8 protein-coding genes are annotated in these 10,350 nt (G+C 44.0%); all 8 read right to left on the bottom strand.

The features are described from left to right. Positions 1 to 109 precede the first annotated feature (109 nt). Positions 110 to 1,135 carry a hypothetical protein gene (locus tag NST38_RS23000; protein WP_341344087.1) on the bottom strand — a complete coding sequence of 342 codons (1,026 nt, stop codon included), beginning with the start codon at positions 1,133 to 1,135 and terminating at the stop codon, positions 110 to 112. Further along, on the bottom strand, positions 1,128 to 4,817 hold the full coding sequence (locus tag NST38_RS23005; protein ID WP_341344088.1) for an amino acid adenylation domain-containing protein: 3,690 nt from the start codon (positions 4,815 to 4,817) through the stop codon (positions 1,128 to 1,130). The genes NST38_RS23000 and NST38_RS23005 overlap by 8 nt, the downstream gene beginning before the upstream one ends. A 37-nt stretch (positions 4,818 to 4,854) precedes the next feature. Next, entirely contained in the window at positions 4,855 to 5,727 is an 873-nt protein-coding gene (locus tag NST38_RS23010) for an ABC transporter permease (protein ID WP_047843969.1), read from the bottom strand. Further along, positions 5,724 to 6,704, bottom strand: a complete 981-nt coding sequence (locus NST38_RS23015; RefSeq protein ID WP_017686951.1) for an ABC transporter ATP-binding protein — start codon at positions 6,702 to 6,704, stop codon at positions 5,724 to 5,726. Before NST38_RS23015 ends, NST38_RS23010 begins: the two co-directional genes overlap by 4 nt. An 87-nt stretch (positions 6,705 to 6,791) precedes the next feature. Further along, positions 6,792 to 8,066 carry an ACP S-malonyltransferase gene (gene fabD / locus NST38_RS23020; protein WP_047843970.1) on the bottom strand — a complete coding sequence of 425 codons (1,275 nt, stop codon included), beginning with the start codon at positions 8,064 to 8,066 and terminating at the stop codon, positions 6,792 to 6,794. 30 nt (positions 8,067 to 8,096) lie between these two features. Then, positions 8,097 to 9,167: an HAD-IIIC family phosphatase gene (locus tag NST38_RS23025; RefSeq protein WP_047843971.1), complete on the bottom strand. Its 1,071-nt coding sequence runs from the start codon at positions 9,165 to 9,167 to the stop codon at positions 8,097 to 8,099. Positions 9,168 to 9,225: 58 nt separating this feature from the next. Continuing rightward, positions 9,226 to 9,459, bottom strand: coding sequence for an acyl carrier protein (locus NST38_RS23030; protein ID WP_076252859.1), 234 nt, complete (start codon positions 9,457 to 9,459; stop codon positions 9,226 to 9,228). A gap of 35 nt (positions 9,460 to 9,494) precedes the next feature. After that, on the bottom strand, positions 9,495 to 10,346 hold the full coding sequence (locus NST38_RS23035; protein WP_076252860.1) for a 3-hydroxyacyl-CoA dehydrogenase family protein: 852 nt from the start codon (positions 10,344 to 10,346) through the stop codon (positions 9,495 to 9,497). Positions 10,347 to 10,350: the final 4 nt, after the last annotated feature.

A 10,350-nucleotide genomic window follows, 5' to 3' on the forward strand; every position in this document is an offset into this window, starting at 1 on the left:
TATTATCCATATTAGGGTACGACCAATGGAAAGTATAATAGAAAAGTTCAATAGACCCATTCAAGAATTAAATGAATGGGTCTATCTTATCGGCGATACATCGTATTGGTTATTGTCCTAACTGTGATTGATACTCGTATTCGAATACATGTTTCATAATAGCCAATTCCATATTTTTCAATTCAATGATTTTATCAAGCATGACATCATACTTTTTGTATACACCCTGCTCCATGATGAATTCATTCATATACATGACCAGATTACGGAGTTTCAAAGCTTCGCTTACCAGTTCTTCCAATCGGATTTTTAACGAAGGATCGGGGAGAAAGTCAAGTATGGCTTGTGCAAGCAGTTGTTTATGTTCGTAAAGCAGGTGAAAAGGATGTATAGCAAACGGCTGATTCTGCATCCCTTTCTTCTGCATCGCCAGCATATCAATCATCTTATCGTATATTTCACTTCCAAGATAACGGTGATCCTTTCTCAGAATACTGCGAACTTGATTAGTCTCTCCTACGTATTCTTTCAAAATGTTCATTAGATCCTCTTTGGAAAACTGGAGAACCGTTTCATAATAATATTCACTGGGTTCCTTATACTCATCTGTCTTTTCAATGGCCCATATTCCGTTTAGGTAATCCGTAGACCATTCAGCATCGAAATTCGAATCTTGAATAACAGTGATCTCATCATAGGGAAGCCATTTCTCACCGTAGAATCCATCCCAAAAATCATGGCACAGAAACTCTTTACGTTCCGAATCAAATCCAGTGATGAATACCTCATGTTTACCACCGCCAGAGATATTTCTCAGGAAATAAATATAATTATTCTTTTGAATTAGTTCCACTATAAAATCTTGCAATTCCCACTGTTTTAAAATCATATCTCTATCGTACACCCTTGTAATCAACATAGGGCATGTCGACATTTTGAATTTGTGCCAAGGATAATATTGTGAACAGACGTCCAATCCATAGCCCCCTTCATCATTGTGACTCAGGATGACCAATAGAAAATTATGATAAATCCAGCTACGTGAACGCTTGTCCAAATCTAGCATCGAAAAGAGACTCGCATGATGTGGGTAGGTAGTCATTAAAGGCTCGTTCATTTGCAATTTTTTAATCATGACTGATCTCCAATCCTGAGCAATTTATTAAGTTATGCTTCTCCAGTTCATGAATGGCTTCCAGTTTGCTTGTGAATTTTCTCCACTGATTATGTGTCATATTCTCCCGATATACCGCCTTCGCCAGCACATTACGTAACTCACTCCAATGATCCTGTATTGCCTGAGCAGCAGAAACAAGATCGGTATGATCTTCATATAACCGTTGCATACGATAGGTTTCGACCTTTTTGGCATTCACAATGTCTACAATGGATTGGAGAACAAGTTCAGCATAGGCCATATCAGGTGAATCTTCTTCTTCATTGAACTGATACGTCTTCTGTATGAAGGACAGAAGATGACTCAGTTCCTGATTAATCTCTTCCGGTGTAACGCGCACATGATCAATAAACATGTCACGCAGTTCTCCCAGCATGATGTTGTTTCTTTTGTGTGAGACAGTCTCACAAGCTGAAAATGCGTAGAACGTGGGGGGTACTTCTTCTTCCTCCATGAAAAGTCGTACGAATCCTTCGTAAGCTTGTACAATATCATTCATAGGCATCTCCATCGGTTGATACGTGAGATTGTCCCGGTGATCATGTTCTATTACATGGAAGACTTGCCTCTGAAGATCATACCCATAGATTAATAAGGAATGAGGCCAGTGGGTACGTAAATACATGTCTTTGCGCAAGGACTCGTAATAACAGTCCACTCGGATAATTACTGGGCGGTTCAAATTAACCGCTTCTATAATCTCTTTTCGAACATCCTCGCTGTAGGTCTTCGTTTCATAAGTTAGCCCCATACGCTCAATTAGCTGGGCATCTGATAATACAGCTTGATACTCTAATCGGAGTATGCCCTGATGTTCATCGAATCTATAGTGCATTCGGTCATTGATCATCACAGGCAGTACACCAATAGAATAGAGGTTTAATACGGGAAAAAGTGAATTATAGAAGCAGTTTTTGTAGAAAACATCATTAAACGCCTCTATTCCTGCGATGATAACTATTGGCCTATGGGAATGATGTAAGATAAGGTGATCCGCTTCCGCTGTTGCCCCGACTTCTTCTGTAAATTGCTCCATTGCACCATCTGTCTCTGGCATATCCTGCTCTTCAAGAAGTATCTCTTTTTCAGAGTTATACTTATCCGCTTCATACCCCTTGTTTCCAAGCACTTCAGCCAGTGATGCAATAGTCTCATGCCGCATCACTTCATCAGCAGTAAGCGGAATACTCTGCCTCTCCATATCGGCCTCAAGTTTGATGACATTCAGTGAATGCCCTCCCATTTCGAAGAAGCGGGCATGAACGTCAATCTCTTTCAATTGCAATAGATCCGACCACAATTCGGCGAGCACCTGCTCTAATGCATTGCGTGGAAGTGTAATATCTGTCCCTTCTCCCTGTAAGAGCAAGGGATCTGGAAGAGCCTTTCGGTCCAACTTCCCATTGGCCGTATATGGCATATGATCCAACATGGTGTATCTGGAGGGCAGCATATATTCAGGCAATTCTATCAGCAAAAAAGATCGCAATTGCTCCTGATTGATACTTTGGCTCTCCGTTACTGTGTAATAGGCACATAACAGGGACTGCCCATCCTGATCTGACCGAACTGTGACCGCAGCAGCCGAGATAGCCGGGTACTGGAGCAACCTGTTCTCGATCTCCCCAAGTTCGATCCGATAACCACGTATTTTCACTTGAAAATCTGAACGACCCAGATACTCCAGATCTCCATTCGCATTGAGTCGTGCGAGATCTCCTGTTTTATACATATAAGCGCCTTCATGAAAAGGATCTTTTACAAACCTCTCGGTCGTAAGCTCAGGTCTGTTCCAATAACCTCTGGCTACTCCATCTCCTGCGATGCATAACTCTCCCATTGCCCCGATTGGCATATGCCGATGCCGCTTATCCAGAATATAAATACGGGTATTGGCAATCGGATGACCAATCGAAATTGTCGAGGTAGGTGAAAGTTCCTTAATGCTCGACCATATTGTTGTTTCTGTGGGACCATACATATTGTAGATGCGGGCAGAGGTCATCCCCGTGATCTCCTCATACAAGGCATACGGTAGAGCCTCCCCTCCGATCATCAATATTTGAATTACGCTCCATACCGGTGAATCTACTGTAAGTCCAATCTGAAGCATTCGCAGTCGAGAAGGAGTTATTTGTATTAATTCAATGTTATGAGTAACAATTAGATGCGCAATACGGCTTGGACTTAACTGATCCTCCTCTACTGCCATTATCAGTGTTAACCCGTTAGCGAGTGCCCCAAGCGTTTCCAGTACAAAGATATCAAAGGAGAATGTTGTGAGGGCGAGAATTCGTTTGCCAGTTTCAAAAGGAATGCTGCGGGATACACCTTCCACAAAGTTTCTTAGTGCCAGATGTTCAATCATGACCCCTTTTGGCCTGCCTGTAGATCCGGAAGTATATATCAAATAAGCCAACTGCTCCGACGAAACAACTGGCAGTGAGATATGTTGGTCATCCCATTCTTCCAAGTGAGAAATATCGATTATTGGGCCTGTGTATATGAGTGAGCCGATCAGATCGGGCTTCGTTAGCAAAATCTCAGTCTGGCTATCCTCCAGCATGAACTGCAAACGATTATTTGCATATGCGGGGTCCATCGGCATGTAAGCAGCCCCCGCCTTAAGTACACCCAGCATAGCCAAGAGCATGTCTTCCGATCGGGTTAACAGAATTCCTACAACGGCACCTGATCTTACTCCCTGAGCTAACAGGTATTTCGCAAGTTGATCTGATTTGCAATCTAAGCTTTGATAGGTAAGAATATTATCTCCGCAGATCACTGCGGGAATATCCGGCTGTTGTGCAGACCAAGACTGAATCATCTGGATGATTGAACGAACTTCAGGAAAACGTATCTCCGTATCATTCAGATGTTGAATAACCTGGTCTTCCTTGAGCGAGAGCATCTTTATATGATGTAATCCCTCATCTGGATGGGCTGTACACATTGAGAGCACACGCATCACATGGTCTACAATCTGTTCAATGGTTGCTGGAGAATATAATGTGGCATTGTAATTCATGCGCAACGCCAGCCCCACTTTAGACATTTGAAGTGAAAACACCATATCGGCTAGGGGGCCTGTTTCCTGTAAATTCGCCTGCATATTGTCCATACGAACCACAGTGGCCACCCTTGGCAAGTCTGTCCCTTCATGACCAAGCAATTCAAGAATTTTCTCCAGCGAAAGATGGTTATACTTTTTGGCTGCACCCACAAGGGTCCTGAGTTGAAGAACAAGCTCCTTAAAAGAACACTCTTCACCAAAATTGATGCGAATAGCACGTAGTTGACTTGAATTTGCTGCACCAGACGAAGCGGTAATACCTACAGTTATATCGTCATTGTCCAGATAACGGTGTAACACATATGTGACACCTGCCAGAAGAAGAATAAATGCCCCAGCTTCGGTGTTCCCGGAGATACGAAAGATTTGTTCTGAAACAGGTTGAGGAAATGCAAATTGCATCTCCTCAAACACTTGCTCACCCCATGTTCCCCTCGTTTTTTCACCAGGGAACATGCTGAATTGAAGGTCCCCCGAGAGATGGTTTAGCCAATATTGCTTCTCCTCTTCGAACTTTCGGCTCGATAATAGCAAATTTTGCATGAATGTACCTGGCTCTGCTGACAATTAGCACGCCTCCCATTCTCTTTGGGATCAAGAATAATCAGATCAGGTTGAGACCTTTTTTCTTTGCCATCTTTTCTACCTTGCGCAGCATAACGATTGAGATGATTGTATACGAAATGGCAAAAAAGATGAGGATGCACCATTCCATCCAGATCGGTGCAAGGGGCACCCAATCTGTTTTGAAACTGTAATAACGCACCATATCATACCCCCAGGTATAAGGCAGGAGATATGCGATCCAACGAACGACTGCAGGAAACTGGTCCACTGGGAAATAAGCACCTGCTACAAATTCAAACATGATAAACAAAATACCCACAATGGATGAGACCTGGCGGTACAGAATCCCCAGTAGTGCAATCATGACGCCAAGCGCCATTAACGCAACGATGACCACAAGACAGGTGACTAGAATCATCATGGATTCAGCAAAGTTGAGACCTGCGTACAGAACAAGCAGGATATACATCGGTATGAACACAATGACATTCATTAATGCACTGGCTACAACCGTCCCCACATAATACGCATAGCGAGAGATTGGATTGCAGTACAGATACTCCAAAGTGCCGTTATGGAGATCATTCGTCACGGCACCGAGCGGAGCGTTTAACGCTACTCCATAGAACAGCCATACAAGGATTGCACCCAGATAAAAGATAAACAGGTTATCTCCTTGAAGTACATTCTCTCCCTCGTATACAACAAACGTGGACATCAGCAGGAAAAAGAGTACTCGTAGACCCAACTGTAGGAAGTTACCGAAGAAGTTGGGCAGATACCTTACAGCAATCTGCAATTCCTTCACGGTTGTTGCCCACACGACGGTGAAAAATCCGGTAGGTTTACCTATGGCTTGCAGCTTTAGGGTTTCCTGACCTGTCCCGGTTTTAGCGTATTCGATACTCACTGTTCTCTGCCTCCTGCCAATGTGTACTCTAAATTCTCGTCAGACTTCACATAGAGCTGAACAAACAAATCTTCAAGTGTTAGTTGTCTATGCTGAATGGTCGTATGGATATTGCCTTCTTTTAATTCACTAATAACCGCACCCATCCCGTCGTACAGGTTCGTGATTCCGAAGGAAACCGTGTCTTCCTCCTCACGAATAATAGTGGAAGTTACCTCCGGCAGAGCAGTGATTCGCTCCTGAATGGAAGGGGGCAAGTCTGCTCTGGGAATGTCGATGAATTCGACTGCGCCCAGATTGGATTTTAGTTCGGCAATTGTACCTGTTTTAAGGAGCGTTCCTTTGCGCATCAGGGACACACGGTCCGTCATGTCCTCTACCTCAGTCAGAATGTGAGAGGTCAGAATAATGGATTTCCCCTCATCCCGTACATAACTTTTAATGAACTCACGTACACGTCTGGAGATCACGGGGTCCAGGCCCTTGGTCGGCTCATCCAGATATATCACTTCAGGATCATGCAGCAGGGCTCGCATAATGACAACGGTTTGCTTTTGGCCTCCCGATAATTGCATAAATTGCTTGTTCAGATGTTCCGAGAAATCCAGATACGTACTTAATTTGTCAATCTGGTTTGAAATCTCTTGTTTGCTAAGTCCGGTAAGTCTTCCAAAGAATATCAAGTTCTCTCGAACCGTTAATCTCGCATAAGCAGAGCGTTCAGTATCTTGACCCACGTATCCGATTAGTCTTCTGATGATGTTCGCATCGGTATCCAAATCGTAGCCGCCGATATTGACAATTCCAGAGTCCTTGGTCAACAGAGTCGCCAGGACTTTAATAAATGTTGTTTTACCTGAACCGTTGGTTCCCAGAATTGTGTGGATCTCACCCTTGCGAAGCTCAAAGGACATGTTATCTAACGCTAGGTGTTTACCATAGGACTTCGTGACGTTCTCAGCGGATAGCACTCTCACTTGTTCTCCCCCTTTATGTATTGCCTGTATTGCTGAATTCATGGGAGGGCGAATACGCTATTGCAGCGCATTTCGCCCCTAATGTAATCACTTTACGCCGACAGCTTCGTGTACCAGATACTCCGCCAGTTCGTAGTGATGTCCAGTATCATCAATGATATGATTCATCCACTGATTTCTTTCTTTAACAGGTAACTTTTTGGTTTCAAAGATGCCCTTGAGCAGTTCCAACGCTTCTATCATTTGCTCTTTTGAGGGTTTGTCCCCCGCATTTTCAACCTGCTCCTGAATTGCCTGGATTCGTTTGTAACGCTGAACAACACCTTGTTGATACTCTGCTTCATCCCAATTCTGGTTCGGCGTTGCCACTGCAATTGCTAAACATTTAGTTATGACTGTGGGTACTCCTTTTTTCTTCTTGCCATCCGATTGAAACATGCTGATCAATTTTTGTCGTTCCGCTTTTTCGCCAAAGCAGAGCGAATTGATATCAGGACAGTTCGTTTTGGTCAATTTATTCAATACATTTTTGGGTCCCATTTCGATGGCAAGTGTGACACCAAAACGCTCAAGGTACTGAAGAATCCGTGTCCATTGCACAGGTTTGACCATCTGATCTGTCAGCAATCCCGGAATTCGCTCCACATCACCATAAGGTTGACCTGTAACATTGGATAGTACCGGCCATTTGAACATATTGTACGAATACTTTGCCAGTTCTTGACCGAGCCGCTCTGCATCTTCCGCCATCAGCGAACTATGAATGGGTGCACTGGACATTAGGGGAGTAACCTGACCATCGGCATCCAATACAGCTGCTTCGATCTCCTCCAGTACGTATTGATGACCGGATACGGCAGCTTGTGTTGGCGAATTATAACAGGAGACTACAGCTACACCCTGCTCGCCGCTGTATTGTTCACAGAGTTGCTCCACGATGGATGCGTCAATACCGTCCATAATGGTCATGGATCCTGTGCCCCGATCAATATGAATCTGCATCATCGCACCACGCAATTTGGTGATTCGAACAGCATCGGAAAATGTCATGGCGCCTGAACATACCAACGCCGAATATTCACCCATACTGTGACCTGCACAGAATTGTGGTCGAATCCCCACTTCTTCCATATACACTCTGAAGGCCGCTACATTCGTTGCCAGAAGAGCCGGTTGCATGTTCTCATTCTGATTCAGTTCAGATAGACTTCCTTCAAAACATAGTTTTGCCAGATCCACACCTGCAACGTCACTCGCTTCCTCGTACGTTTGCTTGGCAATGCTATATTGATCATAGAAACTCTTTCCCATACCTACATACTGAGAACCTTGTCCCGGAAACAGCAGTGCTATTTTTTCCATGTCGTAACCTCCATTAATAGGGTTGGTGTATTAATTATTAATAATGTTCAGTTCCACATATGAAGGAATTTTCTGAATATAGCTCATGTCGTGTTCAAAAATGACAAGGTCCTCTTCTTGATGGATTTCTTTGAATCCGCCAAATTTATAGGTCAGATACATCATCCGATTACGATCGGTCATTTTGAATTCAGCCCGTATCTTGACCCCGGCTTCTTTCGCCTGTTCCAGGATATAATTCATGAGAATCGTGCCTACCCCTCGTGACATTACACGGCAAGACATCAGCAGCAGCTTCACGGTCCAGTACTCCTCTTCCATCTCAAGCAAAGCGAGTCCAATTTTTCCATATGCTCCATACTTGTCTTCCAGTCCTGTAATGAGAAGTTTGTGATTAGGAGATTGACTGAGTTGTTCCAGATCTTCATAGGAATAGGTATACCCTGTGGTGTTCAGCTGATGAGTCCGCACCGTCAACTCTTCTGCACGCTGCAGATCATCTCCCTTAAGGGGAGAAATCGTGAATGTCATGCCAAGTGAAGCCAGAAAGTCATCTTTGGGACCTGTGAATTCATCTTCCGCCTTATTACGGATCTCATCGCTTTTGTACATTAAACGGCGAAGTTTGGAGTCCTCCGTAATAAAACGGGGATTCATCATCTCCATGTCGGGAATGTCCAGGTACTGGGCAGCATCTATGCATCGAACTTCAGCATGCTCAAACTGTACCTCTTCCAGCTCAAACATCTGATCATCCACAAAAGCAACCGTATTCGCTCCAATATTAATGGAAGTTATGATGGATTGAATCGAGCTCGACTTGGAATTCCAGTGAATCTGGGGATATAGGAAGTATTCATGAATTCCGAATTCCTCAAGCTTCTCCATGGCTGTCTGATGGTCATTTTTACTGGCGATGGATTGCAGAACTCCACGCTCGTCCAGTGTCCTGATCACATCAATAATTCCCTCTCTCAAGACAACATTCTCATCTTCCAGAAGGACACCTTCCCAGATTGTATTATCCAGATCCCAGACGACCAGCTTCACCTTCTCTTGCTTTTGCTTGTCCATTACCGAACTTACCGATGGATCACCCATACCTGAACCCCTCCTTGGCATATTGTTCCAAATTATTGCTTCAAGACCATCAGGCAGTCTATGCTGTCTTTCGTTCAATCAGTTCATTAATCTTGTTCAACGTACGGAAGTTGCTCAGATCCATATCCTGGGTCTCAATCCGAATGTTGAATTCTTTCTCCAGAAACATCACCATCTGCATTGCAAACAGCGAATTGGCAAAACCCAATTCAAAAATATCCTCATCATCCTCAATTTCACGTTTGCGATAGAAACGACTCAGAAATGTTTTTACTTTGACCTTGGACTCCATGCACAGTCACCTCGTATAATTTATAGTTGATACACTTACAGAATCACGTGCTCAAAGAAGCCTTGACCGCTTTTTGCGCCTAACAATCCGGCATCCACCATCTTGCGAAGCAAGGGACATACTTTGTATTTCGGGTCCTGATAACTCTCATAGAGTACATTCAATGAATGAACCACAGTATCCAAACCAATCAAATCTGCTGTGTGAAGTGGGCCCATCTTATGTCCGAAACATTTGACGAATATGTCATCCACCTCTTCCGGTGAAGCTACCTGATCCTGAACAACAAAGGCAGCTTCATTCATGAGAAGATGGGATATTCGGTTAGATACAAAACCGGGAAGATCTTGTACCAGTATGGCTTCTTTGCCCATGGTATGGAGCAGGGATCTGGTCGCTTCAATCGTTGTATCCGAAGTGTGATAACCCTGAATAGCTTCGACTACGGGCTTTAACGGGACCGGATTCATAAAATGTACACCGATGACCTTGTCAGGCCGTTTGGTGATGGAACCAACTTTTGTAATCGAAATGCATGATGTATTGACCAAATAAATACAAGAATCGGGGCAATAGTTTTCAAGCTGTGCATAGACTTCTTTTTTCACATCCCATTGCTCAGGCACGTTCTCAATAATGAAATCAGCATCGCTGAGCGAATCGTAATGTGTCGTAAACTCCACACGCGAGAGCACCGTTTCCGGGTCTTCGGCCTCGGTATCCTTGTTGTAGAATCCCGAAAATCGGATATTGGTAAACAAGGCTGTTCTCGCCTGATCCAAAACTTCATCACTCACGTCGATCAAAACCACGTTGTGCCGGGACTGGGCAAGGCTCTGCGCAACCCCTTTTCCCATGACGCCTGCTCCGATTACACCAACCTTCATTCCT

Source organism: Paenibacillus sp. FSL H8-0104 (genome assembly GCF_038050215.1).
Lineage (GTDB): Bacteria > Bacillota > Bacilli > Paenibacillales > Paenibacillaceae > Paenibacillus > Paenibacillus amylolyticus.

Bases quoted from the DNA above. Each gene is read 5' to 3' on its own strand.
- NST38_RS23000 (WP_341344087.1), bottom strand. From the start codon at position 1,135: ATGATTAAAAAATTGCAAATGAACGAGCCTTTAATGACTACCTACCCA.
- fabD (WP_047843970.1), bottom strand. From the start codon at position 8,066: ATGGAAAAAATAGCACTGCTGTTTCCGGGACAAGGTTCTCAGTATGTA.
- NST38_RS23025 (WP_047843971.1), bottom strand. From the start codon at position 9,167: ATGGGTGATCCATCGGTAAGTTCGGTAATGGACAAGCAAAAGCAAGAG.
- NST38_RS23030 (WP_076252859.1), bottom strand. From the start codon at position 9,459: ATGGAGTCCAAGGTCAAAGTAAAAACATTTCTGAGTCGTTTCTATCGC.
- NST38_RS23035 (WP_076252860.1), bottom strand. From the start codon at position 10,346: ATGAAGGTTGGTGTAATCGGAGCAGGCGTCATGGGAAAAGGGGTTGCG.